Consider the following 264-nt stretch of genomic DNA (forward strand, 5'->3'; position numbering starts at 1 on the left):
CGAAGGTCCGGCGCACCGCCCGGAACGCGTCGAGGCCGAACGCCTCGCCGCCGGCCGTCCACGAGCGCACCGGCAGCCGGCCGCCGCCGGCCTGCGCATGCGCCTCGGCCAGACTGGTGAGCAGGGCGGGCGACATGCCGGTGACGGTCACGCCCTCCCGGCGGATGGTGTCGAGGATGTCCGGCGCGGTCCAGGCGCGGGGCTCGCCGATGACGAGGCGCCCGCCGTGGAACAGGGCGGCGAGCCAGGCCTCGGTGGCGCCGT

The 264-nt window shown here is 78.0% G+C and carries 1 protein-coding gene; it reads right to left on the minus strand.

Annotated elements, in window-relative coordinates:
* Positions 1–264: AMP-binding protein (locus tag OWC43_RS23425; protein WP_393958690.1), on the minus strand; the 264-nt coding region annotated here is incomplete at both ends.

Origin of the sequence: Methylorubrum sp. POS3 (assembly GCF_043352485.1) — a bacterium.
Classification (GTDB): Bacteria; Pseudomonadota; Alphaproteobacteria; order Rhizobiales; family Beijerinckiaceae; genus Methylobacterium; species Methylobacterium suomiense.